Here is a 24387-nt window from a genome sequence, read left to right as displayed (position 1 = left end):
CAGCCAAGGTGGCCTGAAAGGTCGTCACCGGCGGTTCTCAGCGTCATACTTTTCGCGGGATGTGCGCCGGTCGATGAGCAGTTGGATGGCGGGGTCATGCTGCATCCAACGCGCATCGGCCCGGTATCGCGCGGCCCCTACGACGCCGACCAGGACGATTCCCGTCACGACGGCCGACGCGATCACTACGAGGCGATTCATGCGCCGACCGTTCGCTTCCCGGGGCGGCTGCCCGCAGCTCGCGATTTCTTTCTCGATCGCACGAGCATCCAGACGCCGACCATGGCGGCGAGTGAACCGAACGCAATGCCGCTCAGGGGGCCGGCGGGCCCCGGGTCCGTGACGGGATCGAGGGACATCAGTGCTGACTGGGCCAGGGTGAGCAAGACGAAGCCTGCCGCGAGGTTCGTCAATTTGACTGCCTCGGCGAGAGGGTCGCGGTTGCGCCGCGCCGAAACGACTCCGTGAACTGCCAGGCCGATCTCCGCGAAGGTCACGGCGGCGAGGATGATGGCCGGCCATTTCTCGTACCTGGTTTGTTCTGCAGAGCCCGTGACCAGTGGCATGAAGCTCACTATGAACACCACGGAGAGGGTGACCAGGACGACTCCCGTGACGCGGTAGGTGCGTTCATGCATCCGTGCGGGATCGACATCGGCCGCCTCATCGGCCGCCGCCTGGATGACGGTCCGTCGGACGACGACGTGGCAACGGATGATCTCGACCTTGAGGGCGACGACACCGATGGCGAAGACGACCGTCCCCAGCAGAGAAGTCGAGGGGGCCAGTACGAAGAGGACACCCTTGCCGACCGCCAGCACAGCTGCAGCCGGGACGGACGCCATCGTGAAGAGGACGGCGCGTCGGCTCTGATCGCGGAGGAGCGCTACAGCGTCGGCGCGGCCGATCGGGCGGAGCGCGGGCACAGTCAGTCCACCCCGGGGGAGACCGTGGACACTGCTCGGACGATCTCGCGATCGCCGAGAGGTTGCACGCCGCGCGAGTTGTGGTGGTGTGCCGCGTCGAGGGCCTCGACTTGCTCAGGAGAGAGCGTCACGGGCTGCTCGAAGACGACCCAGCGGATTCCCTCGGTGCAGGGCGGGGTGGTGAGGCTGCCCTCATAGGTCCACGTCGAGGCGGTCGCCGGGAGCAGGTCGGCGATGTCCACGATTGCATCCGCACCGTCCTCCGCCGTCGCGGTGTCGATGACGGGCTGCCATTCATCTGACCGAGCGCCCTCCTCGGCGAAGAGGGCGAGGACGAGGAGGCGGCCGGCAGAGTCGGTGTGGACCAGGTGGATCTCCGCGGCGTGCGCGACACCGTCCACCGTGTGCTCTGCGGGGGTGTGCGCGTGGATCTGCAGGAGGTCGTACGAGGCGCCCGAGAAGATGACGGTCGATCCTCGGTCCTCTGCGGTGACCTGGGAGGCGAGTCCGGTGTCCGCCTCCTCGATCTCGACTGCGCCGGTGAGGACGGTCGCCCCTGCACCGCTCGGGGCGTCCCGGGGCAGGTCGATGGGGGACTGTGGGGTACCCGTGGAGCACGCGGACCACTCGGGTGACAACGCGGCCCATTCGGCTGCGCCGCCGTCCTCGTCGTAGGACCAGTGCGTCGTCGAGCTTGACGCGGTACCGGTGGATGCCGGCGGGTCGGAGGCTGGTGCCGAAGGCGCCGTGCACGCGGCGAGGGTGAGGGCGGCCGCGCTGACGGATGCCACGGTGAGAAGGCGGTGCATCAGCGGGTCAGCGCGTCGGCGCGCTCGCACGCGTCGTACACGGTGTCGTACTGGCGGTCGAGGAGAGGAGCGATCTGCTCGGCCCGTCGTACCGCCGACATCCGGTGCGCGGGCCAGGCCAGTGCCCACAGCCCGAGACCGACGACGCCGAGACCGATCGAGACGACCGACGGACCGCTGTCCAGGAGGAACACCGAGCCGGCGAGGAAGACAGCGCCGACGAGACCGAGGACCACCGCCACCGCGGTCGCTCGCACGGAGCGCGAACGCTCGAGCGCCTCGATACGAAACAGAGCGCCCTCGGCCTCACGCTGCAGCTCACCCAGCACCTGACGACCGCGGAGGGCCCGGTCCCGGGTGAGCTTCAAGGTCGACGTCGACGTCGCGGGCACGATCGACGTGGCCGGGCCGCGCCACGCCTCGACGGCCCAGCCGAAGGCCCTGTAGGTGTCGCGGTGCAGCTGCTCGTGGCGAGCGGGGACGCGGACGGTGGCGTACTCCCGGGCCGTGAACGACGGGGTGCTCGGCTCCGCGTCGGCGGAGGCGGCGAAGGCCGCGGCGGTGATGCTGTCCATGAGGTCGTCTCCTGTCCGACGATCCGGCGGGTCCGGCTCGTCGTCTCCTCCAGGCTCCTGCCCACGCCACCCGGTCATGTCGTCCCGAGCGATCGTCCCCATCTGCTGCGATCGCTGTAGGTCCCGGCGGGCCGTCCTGCCAGGATCGGGGCGTGCCTTCTCCTGCCGGCGTCCGTCGCGCCGAACGCCTCGTCCTCGTCGTCGTGCTCCTGGCGCTGATCGTGAACCTCGTGGCGCCGTTCTTCCACGATGGACCGGTGCTCCCGGCCGTCGCCTCCGGCCTCGCGTCGGTGCTCGGCGTCGGCCTGCTCCGGCGTCGCCCCGTCGCCGCCCTCGTCGTCGTCTCGCTGGCAGGCATCGTGGCGTCGCTGGGAGGCGCGGACCCGACCGGAGCCTGGTCGATCGCCGTCTTCGCGGCGTTCCTGCAGAGCCTCCGCCGCCTCCCCGCCGTCCTGGTGGGTTCGGTCGTCGGCGTGACCAGCGCCGTGGCGGTGGCCCTCCACGAGGGGCAGGTCAGCCTCGAGAGGCCCACCGCGTCCATCGCGGCGGTGTGCGGCATCGCCGCGGCAGCGGCCGGCAGCGCCGTGCGCTCCAACCTGAGGTGGCGCGCCGAGCTCGAGGGGCGGGCGCGCGACGCCGTCGAGAACCGGCGCGCCGCCGTCGACCGAAGCGTCGCGGAGGAGCGCCTGCGCATCGCCCGCGACCTGCACGACAGCATCGGTCACCACATCGCCGTCGTGAGCGTGCACCTCGGCACCGCGCAGGTCACCGTAAGCGACGCGGACCGGGCGACCCGCGCCTCCCTGGACTCCGCGCGGGACGCCGTCAGGGCCGTGCTGGTCGAGACGCAGGAGGTGCTGCGGGTCCTGCGACTAGGCGACGCTCCGTCCGATCTCGCACCCCCGCCCGATCACGCCGGCATCCCTTCCCTCGTCGCGTCCGCACGGTCTGCCGGGCTCGTCGTGGACACCACCCTCCGGGGGCTCGATCGCCCGCTGGCCCCGGTCGTGAGCACCGCCGCGCACCGGATCGTGCAGGAGGCGCTGACGAACGCGCTGAAGCACGGCGGCGGTCAGGTGTCCCTGCGCGTCGAGATCGCGGAGGCCGTGCTGATCGAGGCGGCGAACGTGCGGGCCGACGGGGGAGGACCCGCCACCGGGCTATGCGACTCCGGTGGTCACGGGCTCGTCGGCATGACGGAGCGCGCCGCGTCGGTCGGCGGGCGGGTCGAGCACTGGGTCGAGGGTCAGGTGTTCTGGCTGCGAGCCGTCCTGCCCGCCGACGCGGCCGGCGCCGGCGCAGCGCTCGAGGAGGCGCGACGGTGATCCGGGTCATGATCGTCGACGACCAGGACATCATCCGCGCCGGTCTCGCCGCCATCGTCGGCGCGCCCGAGGACCTCGAGGTCGTCGCCCAGGCGGCCGACGGGTTCGAGGCGTTGCGGACGCTCGCGACGACCGCGGTCGACGTGCTGCTGGTCGACCTCCGGATGCCGGGCATCGACGGGGTCGAGACCGTCCGGCGGGTCCGCCTGCTCCGGCCCGCCGCCGAGCTGGGGATCCTCGTCGTGACGACCTTCGACGAGGACGAGAACGTCCTGCGCGCCCTCCGTGCCGGGGCCGACGGGTTCTTCAGCAAGAGCGCGAGCCCGTCCGAGATCGCCGACGGGGTGCGGCAGGTCGCGGCGGGGGGCCGTGCGCTCTCCGACCACGCGGTCGGGGTCGTCGTGAACCACGTGGCCGACGACCGGGCGGTCGTCGTCGATCGAGCCGTGGCGGACCTCGTCGCGACGCTCACCCCACGGGAGCGCGAGGTGGTCGAGGCCATCGTCTCGGGGCTGGACGGGGCCACCATCGCGGCGCGCCTGCACCTCTCGCCCTTCACCGTGAAGACGCATGCGAACAGGGCCATGGCCAAAGTCGGCGCGACCGACCGGGGGCAGCTCGTCTCGTTGGCCGTCCGGGCGGGGATCATGCCCACGTGACCGTCACGGAGCGCGCGGGGCCGAGAGCCTCGACGCCGCGCTGAAGGCGGTCAGTCGAGGAAGGGCGGCCGGCCGACGAGGGCGAGGACCTCGTCGGTCCTGGCGACCCGACCGAGTCCGGGCACGACCCGGGACAGCACGTGGTCGTGCGCCTCCCGGGACCTGTCGGTGACGGCATCCGAGACGACGACGACGTCGTAGCCGAGGTCGTACGAGGCACGGGCGGTCGACTCGACGCCGAAGCTCGTGGCGAGGCCCACCACGACGACCTGCTGCACCCCTCGCGCGGCGAGCTCTTCGTGCAGGCCCGTTCCGGCGAGGGCGCTCCACGAGCGGCGGACGACGCGGACGTCGTCCGGGTCGGAGCCGAGTTCGGGCCGCACCGTGGCGAACGGCTCGGGCCAGTTCTGTGCACCGTCCTGGTACGTCGTCCGACCGGGCGGGGTGCCGTCGACCGAGGCCAGGACGACCGTTCGGCCCGTACGGCGCCACGCGTCGGTCAGGCGCGCCGCCCTCGCCACGATCTCGTCGATCGGGTGCGCACTCGGAGCCGAGGTCGTGCCGTGCTGCAGGTCGACGACGAGCAGTGCGCTCGTCGCGGGGATCTCTTCGAGTGTCATCTGTCCTCCTGGGGTGTCCACGGGGCGAGCCAGAGTCCCGTGATGGCGTCCACCAGGCCGGTGGCGGCGGCGGGCCACGTGCCCCGGGGCGTGGGGAGGTCGTCGGCCAGCGCGCGCTCGCGTTCCGCGACGGTGTGCACGATGAGCTGTCGGGCCATGTCGTCCCGCTCGCTGCGTACCTCGGGCGGCAGCTCGGGTCGGCACCGCTCGAGCCCCTCGAGGACGAGCCGGAGCGAGCGGGTCTCCAGCGCCTCCTGCTGGACCACCTCGCTGAGGGCCGGATCGGTCATCAACTGCGCCACGAACCGGCCGTACCAGGTGGGCTGCTCGAGGGAATCGAGGTGGTCGATCTTGGGGCGCACCATGCAGTCCACCCAGTCGCGGACGTCGGTCGAACCCGTCACCCGGATCGCCATCTCCTCGCGTCGCCGGTCGATGTCGGCCGAGTGTCGGCGGGCGACCGCACGCACGAGATCGAGTTTCGTGCCGAAGTGGTAGCCCACCGCACTGTTGTTGCCTTGGCCTGCCGCCTCGCTGATCTGGCGGTTCGACACCGCGACGATGCCGTGCTCGGCGAAGAGCCGTTCGGCGGTCTCGAGCAGCAGCTCGCGGCTCTGGGCGGAGCGTCCGGTCGCTTCGGCCCGGGGGCGTCCGCCGTGAGGGCCCATGTCCGGTCGTGCTCGGGAAGAGAGTGAGGGCCTGGTCATGGACCCAGTCAAGCCCGGCACTTGCAGTCAGTCAAGTGACTGACTTAGATTGCTCGACACGCAACGGCGCGTCCGCACCCGACCCGGAGGACACGCATGAGCGCTCCTGCAGAAACCACCCGCACGACCACCGTCCCGTCAGGGTCGGAGGCCCCGCCTCCCGCCGCCTCGCCCACGCGCATCGTCGCGGTCCTCGCCTTCGCGGGGATCGTCGTCTCACTGATGCAGAGCCTCGTCATCCCCCTCGTCCCTCAGCTGCCGCAGCTGCTCGATGCGTCGGCCGCCGACACGACGTGGGCGATCACCGCCACCCTGCTCGCGGGGGCCGTCGCCGTCCCCACGGTCGGTCGACTCGGCGACATGTACGGCAAGCGCCGCATGCTGCTGCTGAGCATCGTGCTGCTCGTCGCCGGATCGGTCGTCGGAGCCCTGGCCACGAGCCTCGTGCCCATGATCGTGGCTCGCACCCTGCAGGGTCTCGCGGCCGGCGTGATCCCGCTCGGCATCAGCATCATGCGAGACGAACTCCCGGCCGAGCGGCTCGGCGGGGCCACCGCCCTGATGAGCGCGTCCCTCGGCGTCGGCGGGGCCCTCGGCCTGCCCGTCGCCGCCCTGATCGCCGACAACGCCGACTGGCACGTGCTCTTCTGGGCCGCGGCCGTCCTCGGCACCGTCGCGCTCCTCCTCGTGACGCCCCTCGTGCCCGAGTCCGCCGTCCGGGCCGGCGGACGCTTCGACCTCGTCGGCGCGGCCGGCATCTCGGCAGGCCTGATCATGCTGCTGCTGGCCGTCTCGAAGGGGGCCGACTGGGGTTGGACGTCGCCGCTGACGCTCGGGCTCGGCCTCGGTGCCGTGGTCGTCTTCGTCGCCTGGGGTGCGTACGAGTCGCGCACGCCGGGTCCGTTGGTCGACCTGCGCACCCTCGTCCGCCGACAGGTGCTCCTGACGAACGTCGCGTCGCTGCTGTTCGGGTTCGCCATGTTCGCGATGTCCCTGGTGTTCCCGCAGGTCATCCAGCTGCCTGTTGAGACCGGGTACGGTCTCGGGCAGTCCCTGCTCGTCGTCGGGCTCGTGATGGCCCCCTCGGGCCTCGTGATGATGGCGGTGGCTCCTCTGTCGGCGCGCATCTCCGCGACGGCAGGTCCGAAGTGGTCGCTCATGCTCGGCGCCCTGCTCGTCGCCGTGGGCTACGGCATCGGCATCGTCGTGCTCGACGAGGTCTGGCAACTCGTCGTCATCTCGATCGTGGTGGGCGCGGGCATCGGCGTCGCGTACGGCGCGATGCCGTCGCTGGTGATGGGTGCCGTGAAGGCCTCCGAGACGGCCTCGGCGAACAGCCTCAACACGCTGATGCGCTCGATCGGCACATCGCTCTCGAGCGCCGTCGCCGGTGTCGTCCTCGCCCAGCTCACCCTCGATCTCGGAGGCGTCGCCGTGCCCTCCGAGGACGCCTTCCGCCTCGTCATGGGCGTGGGTGCGGCGGCGGCGCTGGCCGCCCTGCTCGTCGCCGCGTTCCTGCCCCGCTACCGCGCCCCCGGCTCCCGGCGCTGACCGGGAGCCGCTGCCATCGGAGCTACTGCGATCGCAGCAGCCGCGATCGGTCCTCGTGGACGACGTCGAGTCCGCGACGTCGACCGAGACTCGAAGGGACGCAGGGCACGAGCCCGCGACCACCTCAGAGGAGACGCAGATGACCACGATCAGCACCCCCGTCCCGGCGACCATGCACGTCGCCACCGTCACCGGCCCTGGCATGGTCGATCTCGTGGAGGCCCCGGTGCCGACGCCGGGTCCGACCGACGTGCTGGTGAAGGTACGGGCGTGTGGCATCTGCGGGTCCGACGGCTTCTACGTCTCGCTGGGCGGCCTTCCGGGCCTCGAGGGCCGGACGCCTCTCGGCCACGAACCCGCCGGTGAGGTCGTCGTCGTCGGATCCGCCGTCGAGGGCGTCTCGGTCGGCGACCACGTGGTGGTGAACCCCATGGTCGCCCCCACGGGCATCATCGGCAGTGGCGGGACGACCGGCGGTCTCGCCGACTACCTGCTCGTGCAGGACGCCGTCCTCTGGCGCAGCCTCCTGACCGTGCCCGAGCACGTGCCGTTCGAGGTCGCCGCGCTGAACGAGCCGATGGCTGTCGCCCGCCACGCGGTGAACCGCACCGGCGCGGGTCCCGGCGACCGGGTCGTCGTGTTCGGCGCCGGCCCGGTCGGGCTCGGCGTCGCCATCAGTGCGATGGCCGCCGGTGTCGAGAGCGTGGTGGTCGTCGACGTGGTGCCCTCGCGGCTGGAGAAGGCCACCCGCATCGGCGCCGACGCCGTCATCGACTCCTCCGTCGACGACGTCCTCGAGCGACTCGTCGAGCTGCACGGCGAAGGCCCGGCACGTCGCGGCGTGCGGAAGGCCGGCAGCACCGTCTACCTCGACGCCACCGGCGCGGCCCCTGTGCTGCGCACGATCTTCTCCATCGCCCGTCACGGAGCCGTCGTCGGCATCGTCGGCGTGCACAAGGCCCCCGTCGAGGTCGACTTCGGCGAGTTGCTCGGCGCCGAGCTGACCATCGTCACCTCGATGGGCTACCCGACCGAGATCTTCGAGGTGACCGCCGACATCGTCGAGAACTGGGAGAAATACGCCGTCATCGTGAGCGACCGCTACCCGTTCCAGGACGTTCAGGAAGCGCTGGTCGCCGCTGCGACGCCAGGTGCCGCCGACAAGGTGGTCGTCACCTTCGCCTGAGCCCCACCCGTCATCCGTCAGACCCACGCGAAGGAGAAGAACATGCGAATCGCAGTCGACATGACCCGGTGCCAGAGCTACGCGCAATGCGCGTTCCTGGCCCCCGACGTGTTCCGGTTCGAGGGCGAGGAGGCCCTCGTCTACGATCCCGACCCGTCGGAGGAGTTCCGGGCACGCATCGAGCAGTCCGCGGCGGCCTGCCCCGTGCAGGCCATCCGGCTCGACGGGGAACACCGGAGGCCCGCCCCGGAAGCCTCCGCACCGACGGCCTTGACGGCCACCGATCGGGTGGTCGTGGTCGGGGCGTCCCTGGCCGGCCTCACCGCGGTCGAGACCCTCCGATCGGGAGGCTTCACCGGCCTCGTCACCGTCATCGGAGACGAGCCGGACGAGCCCTACGACCGGCCGCCCCTGTCGAAGCAGGTCCTGCTCGGGACGGCCGGCGCTCGGGGCACGCGACTTCCCCGCGCCTCCGATCTGGACGTCGAGTGGCGCCTCGGCGAGGCGGCGACCGGTCTCGACCTCCGCGCCCGCACCGTCCTGCTGGCCGACGGTGGCCGCGTGCCCTACGACCGGGTGCTCATCGCGACCGGCACGCGAGCCCGCCCCTGGCCCGTCGCTCGTGACGCAGGTCTCGACGGAGTCCACACCCTCCGGACCGCCGACGACGCGGAGCGTCTCCGCGCCCGCCTCGTCGCGCGCCCCCGTCGAGTGCTCGTCATCGGGGGAGGGTTCACGGGCTCGGAGATCGCCTCGGCGTGCCGGCGTCTCGACATCCCCGTCACCCTGGTCGACCGGGGTCGTGCGCCGCTCGCTCGAGCACTCGGTGACACCGTCGCGGACGTCCTCGCCGACGTGCAGCGCGAACACGGTGTCGACCTGCGGTCGAGCACCACCGTCACGAGCCTGCGCGCGGATGCGCGCGGGACGGTCACGGCGGCCACGTTCTCCGACGGGTCGGAGGTCGACGTCGACGTGGTGGTCGTCGCCATCGGCGCTCTGCGGAACACCGAGTGGCTCAGCGGGTCCGGAGTCGCGGTCGGGCCTCTCGGAGTCGACTGCGATGCCTCCTGCCGCGCGCTGGGACCGGACGGCACCGTGCTCGACGACGTGTTCGTCGCCGGTGACGTGGCTGCCTTCCCGCACCCGTCGGGCGACGGGCGGAGGGTCTCCGTCGAGCACTGGGGCAACGCGGTGAGCCAGGCGTCCGTCGCGGCCGACAACATCCGGACCGGCGGGCAGGCCCGGCACGACGAGGTCCCCGTGTTCTGGTCGAACCAGTTCGGCCACGTCATCAAGTCCGTGGGGATGCCCGAGGCGGCGGACAGCGTGGTGATCGCCCAGGGGTCGACCGCTCGGCGAGCGTTCGTGGCCGTGTACGGAACCGGCGACCGAGTGGTCGGCGCCACGGCCCTCGACCACGTCAAGTGGGTCGAGCACTACCGGCGACAGATCGGCGAGGGGGCCTCGTTCCCGCCCGAGGGGCGAACCGTCGACGACCCGCCCGACGCCGAGCGTACCGTGCGCCCTCGGTCCCGCATCACCCGGCCCGACACCTCCGCTCAGCACTCCGACGAAAGGACCACCCCGTGAACACCTCTCCCGATTCCCGCCCCGGCTGCCCGGTCTCAGGCGGCTCGTCCGCCGCGAGCGCGACGTGGGACCGGTTCCTCGACCACGAGAACCGGCACGATCCCTACCCCCTGTACGCGCGCCTCCGCGACGCCGCGCCGGTCCAGCGACTCGACGACGGGGCGTTCCTGATCACGGGCTACGACGAGATCCTCCAGGTGGTCCACGACCCTCGCATCAGCTCGGATCCGCTCGCCGGCCGCGACGAGGTCGGCGACGCCGGCCCCGGGCTCACCGCCGCGTTCGTGATGCAGGACCCGCCCGCCCACGACCGTCTCCGACGCCAGACGATGCGGCACTTCGGGCCCCCGCATCACGCCGGCTACATCGACTACCTCCGCGCCGACATCAGCCGGACGGCATCCGCCCTCGTCGACGCCTTCCCTGCATCCGGTGCCGTCGATCTCGTCGAGGCCTTCGCTTACCCATTGCCGGTGATGATGATCTGCGACGTCCTCGGCGTTCCGCACGAGGACGAACCGCGCTTCCACGCCTGGAGCATGGCGATCATCGCGCCTCCCGAGGCGACCACCCCCGAGGAGGCCGAGGCCCTCCGGGAGGAGGCGTCGACGGCGACCCGTGAGCTCGGTGCCTATCTGGCCCACCTCGCCGAGGTCCGTCGAGGAACACCGCAGGGCGACCTGCTCTCCGGGCTGGTCAACGACCACGGCACCGAGGGGCCGATGTCGACGAGCGAGATCATCAGCACCACCATCATGCTGCTGATCGGAGGGCACGAGACGACGGTGAACATGATCGCCAACGGTGCCCTGACGCTCCTGCGGCACCCGGAGGAGCTCGACCGACTCCGCGCCGACCCGAGCACCATGCCTCGTGTCTTCGAGGAGCTGCTCCGGCTCGAGCCACCCGCTCAGGTCACCCCGAAGTACGTGGCCCTGGAGGACGTGCGCGTCGCCGACGTGACGATCACGAAGGGGTCTCCCGTCTGGATCGCCTGGGCGGCGGCGAATCGCGATCCGCGGCACTTCGCCGACCCCGACCGGTTCGACCCCCTACGCGAGAACCGGGACCACCTCGGTTTCGGAGCCGGAATCCACGCGTGCTTCGGTGCCCCGCTCGCCCGCCTCGAGACCCAGATCGCCCTGGCCGAGCTGTTCATCCGACTCGAGGACGTCCGCCTCGTCGAGGACCCTCCTCCTTACCGCCGCAACCCGCTCCTGCGGGGTCCCAGCCGGCTGGACATCACGTTCGGCCGGGTGCTGCCGGCCACGACGGTGTCCTGACGACGTGTCTCGACCACCACACCGGACGGCGGGCCGACGAGCAAGGGCAGCGGCCGGCCGAGGCGGGGCGGGGCGTGCTCGTCCACCTGACCGTGCTCGCGGACGGTGGCACGGCGCGCGTCCGCCCGTCGGCGGACGCGCGTGCCCCTCGGGGACGAGTAGCTACGGGGAGGCGATGTACGCGAGAAGGACTGCCCCGAAGAGGATCGGCACGAGCGACAGCAGGGCGATGACGATGCCGCCGATGACACTCGGCTGGCCCCGGGCCTGGCACTCTGTCGATGTGACGGGGCATTCGACGAAGGTGACGACCAGGCGGTGGGTCGCCGTCGGGGTCGGGCTCGGCGCCGCTGCGCTGCTGGCGATCACCGTCGTCCTGCTCCTCGGACGCTACTCGTTGCAGGCGCTGGGGGCGACCGAGGGCGATGCGCCGACCGAGGCGCAGATGGGCTTCCCGGCGACCGCCGTGGTCACGTCGACGGGCAAGGAGTGCGGGTCAGGTGGCTGCTGGACCGTCTTCGACGTCGAACCAGCCGACGGCGTGACGCAGGCACGACTGAGGGCCGAGCTCGACGCGCAGCTCGGCGACCGCCTCCCGGGCACATTCCTCGACCCCCGCAGCATCAACGTCTACACGGAGGACTCGGGGAACGGGTTCGAGGTGCGGGGTGACTTCTGGAGCCGGCCGGCTGCCCCGTGATCGGGTCGATGCGCGGTGGCGGTGGCGGTCCTGTGGCGGTGGCGCGGCACGGGCAGCAAGCCGGACGGCCACCTGGACATCGCGACCCGTCCGTTCCGACGGCGACCGGTGTCGTGACCGCGGGGGCAGACCTGTCGGTAGCCATTTGAGTAGCGTCGAGGCATGACCGACCACACAGACGAGGCGCGCGGCATCGTCCCCGAGGACGACCTCCCGCCGCACCAGGCCGGCGACTACGGCGACGCCCCCGTCGGCCCACGAACGCCTCGTCCGTCGCCCGGTTTCACCCCGCGGGCCCGCGCCGCGGTCCTCGTCGCGCTGATGATCGTCGCGCTGCCCGCCGGCGGAATCATCGACATCGCAGTCCAGCTGCGGGAGTCGTTCCCGACCGGGGGCCCGAACCTGGACCGGACGGGCGTCCTGATCGGCTTCCTGGTCGGGGCCGCGGTCGGCGTCGGATTCCCCGTCGTCGTCGCGGTGAGGGAGGTGCGGGCGCGGCGGCGGGACCGCACCCGTTCGCGTGTGGTGCTGATCGCCTCCCTCGCGATCCTGGTGATCGCGTTGCCGACCCACGGTATGGTCCTGACCTACCAGACGAGGAAGACCGTCGAGCTCGCCCTGCAGAAGGGACAGCCGCCCACGGAGCTCGAACGGAGGACAGAAGAGCGCGACGTCCAGGCGGAGCTCGCAGAGCTGGGTGACGAGACCGTGCGCGCCCTCGGGGCCGACCCCGATCTGAAGTCGGTCTCGGGCGAGCGGGCCGGCGGCGTCCGACGTGACAGCTGCCACCTGGACAACCTCAGCAGCGGTGTGGAATGGACCTACAGCTACGACTGGCGGAGCACCACCGGCCCGGACGGGACCCAGCCGGCACCGGGAGCCGAGGCGGCGCCGACGGCGACGGGCGACGTCGCTGCCGTCGTCGAGCTCTGGGAGTCCCGCGAGGTCAGGGCCGTGACCGAGGGCGAGGAGCCCGGGCGGTTCCGGGCCGAGGCCGACTGGCTACGGGACTACCCGACCGTCTACGCGGGGCCCATCGTCCTCATGGTCACCACGTGCTTCGTCGAGGCGTGACGGGTCAGGCGCGACGATCGGCGCTCGCTCGGGCAGCCGCCGGGGTATCGTCGCGGCCGTGACCACGCGCCTCCCTCGGATGCCCTCCCGCGCCTCCCTCGACACCGTCCGGGTGCCCCTCGCCGCCAGGCTCGTCCTGCCCCGAGCGGCGGTCCCGATGTTCCTCCGGGTGACCGGGGCGAACCGCACCTTCGTGATCGAGGCCGGTGCGCGACGGCGCATCCGTCGGGCGTCCCTCCGGCCGGCACCCTACGGCCCGCCTGCCGTCCTCCGGGACGACGTCCGGGTCGACGTCGAGCAGCGCGGCGGCTGGCGGGTCTACACGATCACGCGGCGGGACGGCGCGTCGCGCGGCACCGTCGTCTACGCCCACGGCGGCGGCTGGGTGGGCGAGATCGTGTCGCAGCACTGGCACCTCGCCGCCCAGCTCGCCGCCGAGGCCCGCACGACGGTCGTCCTGCCGATCTACCCCCTGGTCCCGTACGGGACGGCCGAGGAGGCGCGGGTCGGCATCCTCGACCTGGTCGCCTCGGCAGACGGCCCGGTCGCCCTCGCCGGGGACTCGGCCGGCGGTCAGATCGTGCTGTCGGCCGCCCTGTCGCTGCGGGACGCGGGCGTCGTCGTCGCCCGCACGGTGCTGATCGCCCCCGCGCTCGACCTGACCTGGGGCAACCCCCGCATCCCCGAGGTGCAGCCGTCCGACCCGTGGCTCGGGACACCCGGCGGACGCGTGCTGGCCGAGCACTGGCGGGGCGAGCTCGACCTGCGCGACCCCGTCGTCAGCCCCCTGTTCGGCGACCTCGCAGGGCTCGGACCGGTGACGGTGTTCACGGGGACGCGGGACGTCCTGAACCCCGACGCGCACCTCCTGCGCGACCAAGCCGCCGCGGCCGGCGTCGAGCTCGAGTGGCACGAAGGCGAGGGCGACGTGCACGCGTACCCGCTGCTGCCCACCCGATCGGGTCGTGCCGCCCGCGCGCAGATCGTCCGCACGCTGCACCGCTCGCTCGCGACCTGAGCCCGGGGGCGGCACCGAACGCGGTGGCCCGACGGGGCCGGGCGCGTGCTCCTGCCTCGGCGCGACCAGGGGCGGCTGTGGGACAGCCACCCCGGCGGCGACCAGCGATCAGCGGCGAGCGGTGCTGCGGCGACCCGAGACGGCGACCCAGACGACCAGGACGACGATCGCGCCGATGATCGAACCGATGATGCCGGCGGGCTGGAAGAAGCCGTCCGTCGGGTCGTGCTGGAACAGCAGGAAGCCGAGGAACCCGCCGACGAACGAGCCGATGATGCCGAGCAGGATCGTCATGGCGATGGAGAGGCTCTGGCGGCCCGGGACGACCGCGCGGGCGATGAACCCTGCGATGAGGCCGACGACGAGCAAGCTGATGATGAGACCGATCATGGTGTTCTCCTTCCGGGAGAGATGAGCGACCGGCACCGTCGGTGCCGTGGCGTCGCATGACTCAGCAGACCACCCCTGCAGGTGTGGCGGCACACCCCTCGGGGTGGGATGGTGTCCTCATGCCCCTCGCTCCGACCCGGTCGATTACCGTCGCACTCGTCGACGATTACGACGTCGTCCTCGCCGGCCTCGCCCACATGTTCGACCGCTACCGCGACCGCGTGGTCGTCGCCGAGGTCGACGCCACGACGTCGTTGTCCGACCGGGTCGACGTCGTCCTCTACGACTCGTTCGCCCAGCCCGAGTCCGACCACCACGAGCTCGCCGAGCTGGTCGCCAACCCCGCGGCCGGCAAGGTGGTCGTCTACACCTGGAACTTCCACCCCGAGCTCGTCGAGGCGGCGCTCGCGCAAGGCGTGCACGGGTACCTGTCGAAGACCCTCGCCGCCCGCGAGCTCGTCGAGGCACTCGAGGCGGTCCATCGTGGCGAGCAGGTCGTCAGCGACGTGCGGGGGCGCGCGCCGAGCGCGCCGGGCCTCGACTGGCCCGGCCGCCGCGAGGGCATCACCGATCGTGAGTCCGAGATCCTGGCCCTGATCACCCAGGGCAAGAGCAACGCCGAGGTCGCGGCGTTGACCTACCTCAGCCCGAACACCGTCAAGTCCTACATCCGGTCGGTCTACCGGCGGATCGGCGCGACGAGCCGGACGCAGGCCGTGCTGTGGGGCGTGCAGAACGGCTTCCGCCCGGACCACCACCGCATCGACCACTGGCTCGGCGGCCCGTAGGAGGCGCGCTGCGGCCTGGTCGTCGGACGCGCGGCTCAGTGCGCCAAGGTTTCGCCGTCCCACGACACGGCGGTCCAGCCGCCCTCGGTCGAGCCCTCGAGGACGACCGAGCCGGTGTTGCGCAGCCCGTGGGTGCGGCTGAACTCGGCGTCGAGGTTGCGGGCGGTGTCGGCCGCCCAGACGCAGATGGCGGCTTCGTGCGAGACGAGCACCGCGGTCGAGTCCGCCGGTGTCGAATCGACGACCCGATCGACCGCCGCGTGGAACCGGGCCGTGAACTCGGTGCCGCTCTCGCCTCCGGGGATGCGCGCCTCCGGATCGGTCCACCACTGCTGCATGGTGCCGGCGTACCGGGGCAGGGCCTCGGCGTAGGGCAGCCCCTCCAGGTCGCCGGCGTCGATCTCGTGGGCACCGTCCACCTCATGGTGAGGGAGACCGAGGCCTACGGCGACGATCGCGGCGGTCTCGCCGGCCCGGCGCAGGCGCGACGAGTGCACGGCGACGAGCGGTTCGTGAACCAGGGTCGTCGCGAGGTCGGCGGCCTGTTTGCGGCCGAGCGGAGAGAGCGGCGGGCCCGGGGGTCGCGAGCCGATGGTGCGGGCGACGTTGTCGGCGGTCTCGCCGTGGCGGATGAGGAGGAGGCGCATCGTGGCTTTCTGTCGGGGCGGCACGTCCATCGTGCCACGGTGCCCGCCGGCTCCTAGCGCGCGGTGCGATCCGCCAGCACGGCCCGGGCCGCCATGCCGATCACGGCGCTGTAGGTGGGGTAGGCGAAGCGCACCTCGGCCAGGGTGGCGACGTCGACACCGCCGGCCATGGCGGTGGTGACCGCCTGGACCACCTCGACGGCGTTCTCGCCGACGGCGTGGGCGCCGAGCACGAGTTCGCGCCGACGGTCGGCGATCAGCTTGAGGAACCCCGTCTCGCGGTCGTCGATCACGGCCCGGTCCACGGTCGAGTAGGGGATCGTGACGACCACGCACGATTCGTCCGCCTCACGGGCCTGTTCTTCGGTGAGGCCGACGCCGGCGTAGTCCGGGTCGGTGAACCCACCGGCCGGCAGGAGGTGGTGCGGCGTGCGACGGTTGGCGCCGAGGACGGCGTTCTCGGCGGCGGCCTCGCCCTCGAACTGGGCGGCCTGGACGAGCATGTCGCGGCCGTTAGCGTCGCCCACGGCGAACACGTGCGGCACGACGGTCCGGAAGTACCGGTCGACGGGGATCGACGAGCGCTCCACGTCGATGCCGGCCTTCTCGAGACCGAGGTCTTCCACGTCCGCCGGCCACCCCGTGGCCATGATCACGACGTCGAACTCGGCAGAGGACGAGGCGTCGTCCTGCCGCCAGGTCAGGACGATCGACCCGTCGTCGGACCGGGCGAGGCCCTCGACGCCGTCGATCCCGGTGCGCACGTCGATGCCCTGCTCGACGAACGCCGCGGAGACCGCCTCCGAGATCGACGCATCCGATGCCATCAGCACCCGCGGGGCGACGTCGAGGAGCGTGACCGCGCTGCCGAACGCATCGAAGACGGTGACGAGCTGCGCGCCCGTGTTGCCCGCGCCGATCACGGCCACCCGACGGGGGAGGGTCGGCAGGTCGAGGACGTGCTCGGGCACCGTTGCGAGTTCGCTCCCCGGGATCGGCAGTCGGCGCGAATGTCCGCCGACGCAGACGAGGATCGACTCCGCCGAGAGGGTGCGGCCGCTGTCGAGGACGAGGGTCGAGTCGTCCACGAACCGGGCCCGGCCCTCGTGGACCAGTTCGACGCCCGCGGCTTCGAACCGCTCGGCCTCCCGCTTGATCGACCGCACCTTGTCGACGCGCTCCCGGACGCGTGCGACGGTCGACGCCCAGTCGATCGTCGGGGGAGCGACGTCGACGCCGTAGACGTCCGCATGTCGGGTCTCGCGGATGAGCCGGGCCGTCTTGGCCAGCACCCGCGTGGGCACGCACCCGGTGTTCACGCAGGTGCCACCGACGCGCCCCGCCTCGACGACGACGACACGAGCCCCGAGCTCGGCCGCCCGCAGGGCTGCCGCGGTGCCTGCCGGACCGGCGCCGATGACGGCCACGTCGTAGTCCTTCTCCGAGATGCCCATGTGCTGCCTGTCCCTTCGTCGCGTCGGTCGTCTGGGCGAACTCAACCAGGTGCGGATGGGCGGAAGCCGTCGACAACAGCGGAGGCTAGGGAGCGTCCTGGGCCGGGGGCGCCGGACGGGGATGCCGGATGGTCGACACCGTGCCCGTCACGCACACCGCGCTCGCCAGCCCGAGGGCGACGAGGAAGAGGACGCCGAGCACACCGGGAGATCCCTCGCGCATCATGCCGAGACCCGAGCCCACGAAGCAGGACAGCCACACCACGGCCGAGATGCCCCACCCGACCGCCGATCCCCGGAACGTCGGCCGGTGCAGCCTCAGCCGGCCTCGGTCCTGTGTCGTCTCGTCGTCCATGGAGCCCCCTAGTCGTCGTCGACCTCTCCACCGTACGTCCACGTCTCGGCGCGCTCAAGACGTCGGCGCAAGTCCCGGGGGCGCGTGTGACGGTTTGAGACGACGGGTGTCGCGTGGCGTCACGCGACTGGTCGGGGGGTCGACACGTCCGTAGGTTCGGGCCTCGACGAAAGGTTCGCCCATGCTCCGACCTCCTTCCCGACGCCTCCCCGTGGTCGCCACGACCGCCGCCGCGCTCGTCGCGCTGCTCGCCGGCTGCTCGGGCGCGGACTCCGCCGAGGTCGTCGACCGTGGCCCCGTCCGCGGCGGCACCCTGGTCTACGCCACCGACCGCGAGCCCACCTGCCTCGACCCGCACAACTCGGGGGACATGCCCCAGACCTACGTCGCCCGGCAGTACCTCGACTCCCTCGTCTCGCTGCAGGAGGACGGCAGCGTCGTGCCCTGGCTCGCCACCTCGTGGACGATCTCGGACGACGGCACGCAGTACGACTTCACCCTGAAGGAGGGCGTCGAGTTCCACGACGGCACACCGCTCGACGCGCAGGCCGTCGTCGACAACTTCACCCAGATCCTCGACCCGGCCACCCAGTCGTCGACCGACCTGCTGTACCTGACCGGGTACTTCGAGAGCGCGACCGCCTTGTCCGAGCACGTCGTCCGCATCGACCTGTCCCGCCCGTACTCGCCGCTGCTCGCCGCCCTGTCGCAGGCGTTCTTCGGCATCGAGTCGCCCACGGCGATGGCGCGCGGCCTCGAGGAGAACTGCGAGTCGCCGGTCGGCACCGGACCGTTCGAGGTCGTCGCGTGGAACCACGGCCGCGACGTGCAGCTGGTGCGCAACGACGACTACGACTCCGCTCCCGCCGACGCGAAGCACCAGGGCCCCGCCTACCTCGACGGCATCACCTGGCGGTTCCTCAAGGACAACACCACCCGGTACGGCGCGCTCGGCTCGGGCGAGGCCGACGTCATCTTCAACGTGCCGCCCGAGAGCCAGCAGCTCGCCGAGGCCGACCCGACGATCAGCCTGCAGGAGTTCGTCCACTCGGGCTCGCCGTTCAGCCTCGACCTCAACACGACCAGCCCGGTGTTCGACGACATCCGCGTGCGGAAGGCCTTCGTCCACGCCTCGAACGCCCGCGCCGCCGTCGAGAGCGCCTACGCCGGCGTCTTCCCGTACGAAGGCGACGCCGTCTCGTCCGGCACGCCGCACTACGACGAGACCTACCACGAGCCGTTCCCGTACGACCCCGACGAGGCGAACCGCCTGCTCGACGACGCCGGGTGGACCGGCCGCGACGCCGACGGATACCGCACCAAGGACGGAGAGACCCTGACCGTGCGCCTGCCCTACAACGCGGACGGTGCCGAGACGCCGCCCGCCGACCTGACGATCCTGCAGAACATCCAGGCGATGGAGAAGGAGGTCGGCATCGAGGTCGACCTCGAGGCGTTGGACTCCGCCAGCATGAACGCCGTCTGGGGCGACCCCGACGCGTACGACCTCATCGGCAACTACTGGAACAGCCCCACGCCGCACGTGATGTACATCAAGTACTCGAAGGCGACCCTCGACGTCGGCAACGGTCAGAACTCGGCCTTCGCCTCCGACGACGAGCTCGACCGCGTCCTGATCGCGGGCACGGCCACCACCGATCCGACCGAACAGGCGGCGCTCTACTCCGAGGCCCAGCGCATCCTCACCTCGAAGGCCTGGAGCCTGCCGCTCTACCCGATCCAGACCCGGCTGGGCATCTCGAACCGGGTGAAGGACGTGTGGATCGAGCCCTCCGAGGGCGAGCCGGTGCTGTCGGACGCCTACTTCGTGGACGGCGGCGACCGATGAACCCCTGGGTCCTCCGCATCGCTCGTCGCGTCGCCGAGTCGGTCGTCCTGCTGCTGGCCGTCGGCACCATCGTGTTCTTCCTCGAGCACGCCGTGCCCGGCGACCCCGCCGTCGCCATCCTCGGGGGCGCGGCCGCCCACCCGACACCCGAGGCCGTCGCCGCCGTGACGGCCCAGTACGGGTTCGACCGTCCCCTGCTCGCGCAGTACGGGTCGTTCCTGCTCGGCCTCGTCCGGCTCGACTTCGGGGAGTCGTACACGCTCAAGCAGTCGGTCGTCAGCGTGATCGGCGGCCAGCTCGGCTCGACCCTGGCCCTCACGGCCACCGCGCTCGGTCTCGCCTGGCTGCTGTCGATCACGTCGACGCTGCTCACCGCCGGGAGGCGCGGCCTCCTGGGCCGGATCGGCTCGGTCGTCGAGACGGTCGCGGCCGGTCTGCCGCAGTTCTGGCTCGGCCTCGTCCTGTTGCTCGTCTTCGCGGTGCGCCTCGGCTGGTTCCCGGTGATCGGCACGGGACTGCCCGGACTCGTCCTGCCGGCCCTGACCCTCGCCATCCCGCTGGCCGGGTTCCTCGGGCAGGTCACGCGCGACGAGTTCGAGGACGCCCAGGACCAGCCGTTCGCGCTCTCGGCTCGGGCTCGTGGCCTGTCCGAGGCCGCCGTCCGGGCGCGACACCTCCTCCGCCACGCCGCCCTGCCGGGCATCACTCTCTCGGGCTGGGGACTCGGCTCCTTGATCTCGGGCGCGGTCGTCGTCGAGGTCGTCTTCGCCCGCCAGGGAGTCGGCCAGGTGCTCGTCACCGCGGTGAACGCGCAGGACCTCCCTCTCGTCATCGGCATCACCTTCGTCGTGGCCCTCGTCTACGTCGTCGCGAACGTCCTCACCGACGTCGCGTACGTCGCCGTCGATCCCCGGCTGTGCACCACGATCGGAGCACCCGCATGAGCACCACGTCCACCGCCACCGCGGCGCCCCCTGTCCCCACCGCGACCGACCGACCGACCGGTCCGCACGAGGCCGGTCCGCACGACGCCGACCCGGTAGCCACCGCGCCCGGCCCGCGTCGCGTGCGCCGCGCCTCCCACCCCCTCCGCCGGGTCTCGACCTGGGTCGCCGCGGCCTTCATCGCGGCCGTGCTCCTCGCGGCGGTCCGGCCGAGTCTGCTCGCACCGGCCGACCCCCTCGCGATCGACCTCGCGAAGAGCTTCGCGGCACCGAGCGCCGAGCACGTGTTCGGCACGGACCAGTCCGGGCGCGACGTCTACTCGCGCGTCGTGCACGGGGCCGGGCAGTCGGTGCTGATCGGCGTGGGGGCGACCGCCCTCGGGCTGGCCGGCGCCACGCTGCTGGGCCTGCTCGGGGGACTCGGCGGTCGGGCCGTCGACGCGGTCGTCACCCGCGTGATCGAGGTGCTCTACGCGTTCCCCGGCATCCTGCTCGCCCTCATCCTCGTCGCGATCGCCGGCAACTCGGCCGGGACGCAGATCCTCGCCGTCGGCGTCGCCACGATCCCCGGCTACGCCCGGATGGTCCGGGGCCAGGTGCTCGCCGTGCGGGACTCGTCGTACGTCCAGGCGGAGCGAGCCCTGGGCCACGGGCCGGCCCACGTGCTCGTCCACACCCTGCTGCCCAACGCGTTCCGGCCGTTGACCGTGTTGGTCACCCTGGGCATCGGCCAGGCGATCGTCTGGGCGTCGGCGCTGGGCTTCCTCGGCATGGGCGTCCAACCCCCGGCCCCGGAGTGGGGCGCGATGCTCAACGCCGGCCGCAACTACCTGCAACAGGCCTGGTGGCTCGACTTCTTCCCCGGCGTCGTCATCGTGTTGCTCGCGTTGTCGCTGACGGCCGTCGGCCGCAGCATCCAGACCCTCACCACCCCGGGAGGCGCGCGATGAGCCCCGAACCCGTCCTCGACCCCGAGGCCGTGCGACTCGACACGGCCGGCCCGCTCGTCGACGTGCGGGGCCTGTCGGTCGCGTTCGGCGGCCACCCGGTCGTCCGCGACGTCTCGTTCACCGTGCAGGCCGGGCGCTGCACGGCCATCGTGGGGGAGTCCGGTTCGGGGAAGAGCGTCACCGCCAAGGCGCTGCTCGGGCTCAACGGCCACACCGCCGCGACGACCGCCTCGACCCTCCGGCTCGCGGGTCGCGACCTCACCGACCTCGGCGACCGCGACTGGCAGCGCCTGCGCGGGCGTGAGATCGGTTACGTCCTGCAGGACGCCCTCGTCTCGCTCGACCCGCTGCGCCGCGTCGGGGCCGAGATCGCGGAGCCCCTCCGCGTCCACCGGTACGGCGATCGACGGGCCCGCGAGGCCCGGGTGATCGAGCTGCTCGAACGGGTCGGCGTCCCCGAACCGCGCCTCCGGGCCCGCCAGCTGCCCTCGCAACTGTCCGGAGGTCTCCGGCAGCGCGCACTGATCGCCGCGGCCGTGGCCCTCGAGCCCGCGGTCCTGATCGCCGACGAGCCGACCACCGCGCTCGACACGACCGTCCAGGCGCAGATCCTCGCCCTGCTCGACGAGTTGCGCACCGGCGGGGCAGGACTCGTCCTGATCAGCCACGACCTCGGCGTGGTCGAACGTCTCGCCGACGAGGTCGTGGTGATGCAGCACGGCGTCGTGGTCGAGCAGGGGCCGACCGACCAGGTGCTCGGGGCGCCGAGCCATCCCTACACGAAGCGTCTGCTGGCGGCGATCCCCACGGCGCACGCCCGCGGCAGCCGCCTCTCGTCGGCGGCACCGGCGACCCTCGCGGCGCGTCCCGCGGATCGGCCCGTCCCCGCCCCGGGCACCCCCGTGCTCGAGGTACGTCACGTCACCAAGCGCTACCGGGGGCCGGATCGCGTCACTCGCACGGTCGTCGACGACGTCTCGTTCACCCTGCACGCCGGCGAGACCCTCGGCATCGTTGGCGAGTCGGGTTCGGGCAAGTCGACCACCGCCGCGATCGCCCTGGCCCTGACCGCCCCGGACGAGGGCGAGGTGCTGTTCGAGGGCCGGCCCTGGTCGGCCCTCCTCGAGCGGGAGCGGCGACCCGATCGACCGCGCATCGCGACGGTCTCGCAGGACCCCCTGAGCTCCTTCGACCCCCGTCGGTCGGTCGGCCAGCTCGTCACGGGAGCCCTGCGCGCTGCGGCGAGCGCGCGGGGAGGTCAGGGTGCCGCGGCGACGGACGCCCGTGCCCGCGTCGACGACCTGCTCGCGGGGGTCGGGCTCGACCCCGGCCTGGCCGGCCGCCACCCGTCGACCCTCTCGGGCGGCCAGCGCCAGCGGGTGGCCATCGCCCGCGCATTGGCCACCGACCCGGACGTGCTCGTCCTCGACGAGGCCGTGAGTGCCCTCGACGTGTCGGTGCAGGCGCAGGTGCTCGACCTGTTGGCCGACATCCGCGCCCGCTACGGGACCTCGGCCCTGTTCATCTCGCACGACCTCGGCGTCATCCGGCACGTGAGCGACCGCGTGCTCGTCCTGAAGGACGGACGGGTCGTCGAGGAGGGGCGGGTCGAGCAGGTGCTCGAGCGTCCCGTCGCCGAATACACGCGCCGTCTGCTCGCCGCCGTCCCCGGGGGTGGCCTGTCCGCCGCCACCACCACCCACACCACCACGACCACCACCGATCCCACCGGAGACCCCCGATGACCGACACGACCACCATCGCACCGACGGCCACGCCGACCCGCGAGGACCTGCTCGCCCGGTTCGAGCCCGTGTTCGAGCGCATCGCCGAGGGCGCCGTCGACCGCGAGCTGAAGCGCGAGCTGCCGTTCGAACAGGTGCGGCAGCTGGCGGAGTCCGGCTTCACGGCCGTCACCGTGCCGGTCGGGCTCGGCGGCTCCGGCGCCCGGCCCTCCGACCTGTTCGCCCTGCTCGTGCGGCTGGCGCGGGCCGACTCGAACCTGCCGCAGCTGCTGCGGGCGCACTTCGCCTTCGTCGAGGAGCTGTTGCTCGACACCTCGGACGACCTCGTGCGGCGCGGTCTCTGGTTCGAGCAGGTCGCGGCGGGCGAGGTGTTCGGCAACGCGAGCCACGAGCGCAGTGCCGCCCGCGTGGGATCGCTCGTGACGCACCTCGTGCCGGACGGTGACGGCTGGCGGCTCCACGGCGAGAAGCACTACAGCACGGGCACGCTCTTCGCCGACTGGACGACCGTGACCGCGACGACGCCGGCCGGCCGGGTCGTCGGGGTCACCGTGCGGGTCGACGACGACGGGGTCGACGTCCGCGACGACTGGAACGGGTTCGGCCAGCGGCTCACCGGGAGTGGGACGACCCGGTTCGACGGCGTGCGGGTCGAGCCGTCCCAGATCCGGCCCGAGCGCGACGAGCGGCGGACGCCCCTGCCGGCCTTCCTGCAGACCGTCTTGCTGGCCTCGCTGGCCGGCGTCGCGTCGGCGGCGGAACGTGATGCCGTCGAGTTCGTGCGCACCCGCACCCGCGCCTACAGCCAGGGCGTCGCGGCGACGGCCGCCGCCGACCCGTTGGTCCAGTCGGTCGTGGGGCGGGTCTCGGCGGACGCCCTCGCGGCCGAGTCCCTGGTGCTGAGCGCGGCCGCGGCAATCGACCGTGCCCACGACGCCGTGGTGGCCGGAGATCCGGACGCGTTCGACCGCATCGAGGCGTCCGAGCTCGTCACCATCCGGGCGCAGGTGACGGTGGTCGAGGTGGCCCTCCGGGCGACGACCACCCTGTTCGAGGTCGGCGGAGCCAGTGCCACCGACCGCGACCGGGCACTCGACCGGCACTGGCGGAACGCGAGGACGCTCTCGTCGCACAACCCGGTCGTGCTGCAGCAGCGGGTGATCGGCGACCGTCTCGTCAACGACGCCCCGTTGACCTACTTCTGGTCCACCGGGCAGGCCTGAGGGAGCGGCCCGCGCG

The 24387-nt window shown here is 72.2% G+C and carries 25 protein-coding genes; 15 read left to right on the top strand and 10 right to left on the bottom strand.

Annotated features, from left to right (window positions below):
* Positions 1-24 precede the first annotated feature (24 nt).
* The 4 genes from BIV04_RS16960 to BIV04_RS01585 are packed head-to-tail and all read right to left on the bottom strand — an operon-like array spanning position 25 to position 2310.
* On the bottom strand, positions 25-201 hold the full coding sequence (locus BIV04_RS16960) for a hypothetical protein (RefSeq protein ID WP_177174738.1): 177 nt from the start codon (positions 199-201) through the stop codon (positions 25-27).
* Positions 198-926, bottom strand: coding sequence for a hypothetical protein (locus tag BIV04_RS01595; RefSeq protein WP_071253558.1), 729 nt, complete (start codon positions 924-926; stop codon positions 198-200). The genes BIV04_RS16960 and BIV04_RS01595 overlap by 4 nt, the downstream gene beginning before the upstream one ends.
* A gap of 2 nt (positions 927-928) precedes the next feature.
* Positions 929-1717: a carbonic anhydrase gene (locus tag BIV04_RS01590; RefSeq protein ID WP_177174737.1), complete on the bottom strand. Its 789-nt coding sequence runs from the start codon at positions 1715-1717 to the stop codon at positions 929-931.
* A gap of 17 nt (positions 1718-1734) precedes the next feature.
* Positions 1735-2310 carry a hypothetical protein gene (locus BIV04_RS01585; protein ID WP_083396044.1) on the bottom strand — a complete coding sequence of 192 codons (576 nt, stop codon included), beginning with the start codon at positions 2308-2310 and terminating at the stop codon, positions 1735-1737.
* 152 nt (positions 2311-2462) lie between these two features.
* Here BIV04_RS01585 and BIV04_RS01580 point away from each other — a divergent pair, with 152 nt between their 5' ends.
* Together BIV04_RS01580 and BIV04_RS01575 are read left to right on the top strand one after the other, a co-directional pair.
* Positions 2463-3635, top strand: a complete 1173-nt coding sequence (locus tag BIV04_RS01580; protein WP_071253554.1) for a sensor histidine kinase — start codon at positions 2463-2465, stop codon at positions 3633-3635.
* Positions 3632-4294: a response regulator transcription factor gene (locus BIV04_RS01575; RefSeq protein ID WP_071253552.1), complete on the top strand. Its 663-nt coding sequence runs from the start codon at positions 3632-3634 to the stop codon at positions 4292-4294. The genes BIV04_RS01580 and BIV04_RS01575 overlap by 4 nt, the downstream gene beginning before the upstream one ends.
* A gap of 50 nt (positions 4295-4344) precedes the next feature.
* Here the strand turns inward: BIV04_RS01575 and BIV04_RS01570 are convergent, their stop codons facing one another.
* Both BIV04_RS01570 and BIV04_RS01565 read right to left on the bottom strand, forming a co-directional pair.
* A complete protein-coding gene (locus BIV04_RS01570) occupies positions 4345-4914 on the bottom strand; it encodes a cysteine hydrolase family protein (protein WP_071253550.1) in 570 nt (189 codons plus the stop codon).
* Entirely contained in the window at positions 4911-5621 is a 711-nt protein-coding gene (locus BIV04_RS01565; RefSeq protein WP_218141781.1) for a TetR/AcrR family transcriptional regulator, read from the bottom strand. Before BIV04_RS01565 ends, BIV04_RS01570 begins: the two co-directional genes overlap by 4 nt.
* A gap of 96 nt (positions 5622-5717) precedes the next feature.
* Between BIV04_RS01565 and BIV04_RS01560 the strand changes: the two genes are divergently transcribed.
* From BIV04_RS01560 to BIV04_RS01530, 7 genes are all read left to right on the top strand, one after another.
* Positions 5718-7172, top strand: coding sequence for an MFS transporter (locus tag BIV04_RS01560; RefSeq protein ID WP_083396043.1), 1455 nt, complete (start codon positions 5718-5720; stop codon positions 7170-7172).
* A gap of 139 nt (positions 7173-7311) precedes the next feature.
* Positions 7312-8358, top strand: coding sequence for a zinc-binding dehydrogenase (locus BIV04_RS01555; RefSeq protein WP_218141780.1), 1047 nt, complete (start codon positions 7312-7314; stop codon positions 8356-8358).
* Between the two features lie 42 nt (positions 8359-8400).
* Positions 8401-9951 (top strand): FAD-dependent oxidoreductase, encoded by a 1551-nt coding sequence (locus tag BIV04_RS01550; protein WP_071253547.1) that lies wholly within the window; start codon positions 8401-8403, stop codon positions 9949-9951.
* A complete protein-coding gene (locus tag BIV04_RS01545; RefSeq protein ID WP_071253545.1) occupies positions 9948-11234 on the top strand; it encodes a cytochrome P450 in 1287 nt (428 codons plus the stop codon). The genes BIV04_RS01550 and BIV04_RS01545 overlap by 4 nt, the downstream gene beginning before the upstream one ends.
* 304 nt (positions 11235-11538) lie before the next feature.
* Positions 11539-11934 (top strand): hypothetical protein, encoded by a 396-nt coding sequence (locus BIV04_RS01540; RefSeq protein ID WP_071253543.1) that lies wholly within the window; start codon positions 11539-11541, stop codon positions 11932-11934.
* Positions 11935-12096: 162 nt separating this feature from the next.
* A complete protein-coding gene (locus BIV04_RS01535) occupies positions 12097-13008 on the top strand; it encodes a hypothetical protein (RefSeq protein WP_071253541.1) in 912 nt (303 codons plus the stop codon).
* A 58-nt stretch (positions 13009-13066) separates the two neighbouring features.
* Positions 13067-14026: an alpha/beta hydrolase fold domain-containing protein gene (locus tag BIV04_RS01530; protein ID WP_255364104.1), complete on the top strand. Its 960-nt coding sequence runs from the start codon at positions 13067-13069 to the stop codon at positions 14024-14026.
* 108 nt (positions 14027-14134) lie between these two features.
* Here the strand turns inward: BIV04_RS01530 and BIV04_RS01525 are convergent, their stop codons facing one another.
* Positions 14135-14416, bottom strand: coding sequence for a GlsB/YeaQ/YmgE family stress response membrane protein (locus tag BIV04_RS01525; protein ID WP_071253539.1), 282 nt, complete (start codon positions 14414-14416; stop codon positions 14135-14137).
* Positions 14417-14535: 119 nt separating this feature from the next.
* On the opposite strand from BIV04_RS01525, the gene BIV04_RS01520 reads away from it, so the two are divergent.
* Positions 14536-15204, top strand: coding sequence for a response regulator transcription factor (locus tag BIV04_RS01520; protein ID WP_071253537.1), 669 nt, complete (start codon positions 14536-14538; stop codon positions 15202-15204).
* 35 nt (positions 15205-15239) lie between these two features.
* On the opposite strand, the gene BIV04_RS01515 is transcribed toward BIV04_RS01520, so the two are convergent.
* The 3 genes from BIV04_RS01515 to BIV04_RS01505 all read right to left on the bottom strand — a co-directional run bounded on the left by BIV04_RS01515 (position 15240) and on the right by BIV04_RS01505 (position 17660).
* A complete protein-coding gene (locus BIV04_RS01515) occupies positions 15240-15851 on the bottom strand; it encodes a histidine phosphatase family protein (protein WP_071254619.1) in 612 nt (203 codons plus the stop codon).
* A 53-nt stretch (positions 15852-15904) separates the two neighbouring features.
* Positions 15905-17305, bottom strand: coding sequence for an NAD(P)/FAD-dependent oxidoreductase (locus BIV04_RS01510; protein ID WP_071253535.1), 1401 nt, complete (start codon positions 17303-17305; stop codon positions 15905-15907).
* Between the two features lie 85 nt (positions 17306-17390).
* Positions 17391-17660 carry a hypothetical protein gene (locus tag BIV04_RS01505; protein WP_071253534.1) on the bottom strand — a complete coding sequence of 90 codons (270 nt, stop codon included), beginning with the start codon at positions 17658-17660 and terminating at the stop codon, positions 17391-17393.
* A 181-nt stretch (positions 17661-17841) separates the two neighbouring features.
* On the opposite strand from BIV04_RS01505, the gene BIV04_RS01500 reads away from it, so the two are divergent.
* From BIV04_RS01500 to BIV04_RS01480, 5 genes are read left to right on the top strand one after another with little or no spacing between them, the layout of a single operon-like run.
* Entirely contained in the window at positions 17842-19509 is a 1668-nt protein-coding gene (locus BIV04_RS01500) for an ABC transporter substrate-binding protein (protein WP_071253532.1), read from the top strand.
* Complete coding sequence (locus tag BIV04_RS01495; RefSeq protein ID WP_071253530.1) at positions 19506-20453, top strand: ABC transporter permease; 948 nt, start codon at positions 19506-19508, stop codon at positions 20451-20453. The genes BIV04_RS01500 and BIV04_RS01495 overlap by 4 nt, the downstream gene beginning before the upstream one ends.
* On the top strand, positions 20450-21403 hold the full coding sequence (locus tag BIV04_RS01490) for an ABC transporter permease (RefSeq protein WP_083396142.1): 954 nt from the start codon (positions 20450-20452) through the stop codon (positions 21401-21403). The genes BIV04_RS01495 and BIV04_RS01490 overlap by 4 nt, the downstream gene beginning before the upstream one ends.
* Positions 21400-23148, top strand: coding sequence for an ABC transporter ATP-binding protein (locus tag BIV04_RS01485; RefSeq protein ID WP_071253529.1), 1749 nt, complete (start codon positions 21400-21402; stop codon positions 23146-23148). Before BIV04_RS01490 ends, BIV04_RS01485 begins: the two co-directional genes overlap by 4 nt.
* Positions 23145-24371 carry an acyl-CoA dehydrogenase family protein gene (locus tag BIV04_RS01480; protein WP_071253527.1) on the top strand — a complete coding sequence of 409 codons (1227 nt, stop codon included), beginning with the start codon at positions 23145-23147 and terminating at the stop codon, positions 24369-24371. Before BIV04_RS01485 ends, BIV04_RS01480 begins: the two co-directional genes overlap by 4 nt.
* Positions 24372-24387: the final 16 nt, after the last annotated feature.

This window comes from Frigoribacterium sp. MCBA15_019 (genome assembly GCF_001864945.1).
Lineage (GTDB): Bacteria > Actinomycetota > Actinomycetes > Actinomycetales > Microbacteriaceae > Frigoribacterium.
Note: the sequence above shows the minus strand (reverse complement) of the source record. Positions and strands in the feature narration are given on the sequence as shown.